Annotated in this window: 1 pseudogene; it reads left to right on the top strand. The window is 35.0% G+C overall.

Annotation, left to right across the window (positions count from 1 at the left end):
* Positions 1-295, top strand: a pseudogene (locus CWB78_RS18640) (Rsd/AlgQ family anti-sigma factor); the annotation flags it as partial.
* Positions 296-343 lie beyond the last annotated feature (48 nt).

The raw sequence follows: 343 nt of genomic DNA, 5'->3' as shown, positions 1-343 counted from the left end.
CATGTTGGTAAACGAACGCCAAGTGCTCATTCTGCTTATTTGGAAAATCGCTCGTTTTTACACGTACGATAAAATAGATCATGGTTTGCCTGAACCTGCGCAGATTGAATCATTTTGCCAAATTTTGATGGATTATTTATCTGCATGTCATTTTGATATTTATGATGATATTGCTAAAGCATGTGAGAAAAAAGGCGTACAAAGCCAAGCCTTGGCTAACGATATTTATCCACGCATTTCAAGCACTACTGATGTGGCACTTGATTTTAACGATAAATATGCCGAAGTGAACAAACACTAATAACTGAAAGATTTTGATAATGACTTTACTGTATTTGTTTAA

The organism is Pseudoalteromonas sp. S1612, assembly GCF_005887175.1.
GTDB classification, from domain to species: domain Bacteria; phylum Pseudomonadota; class Gammaproteobacteria; order Enterobacterales; family Alteromonadaceae; genus Pseudoalteromonas; species Pseudoalteromonas undina.
Note: the sequence above shows the minus strand (reverse complement) of the source record. Positions and strands in the feature narration are given on the sequence as shown.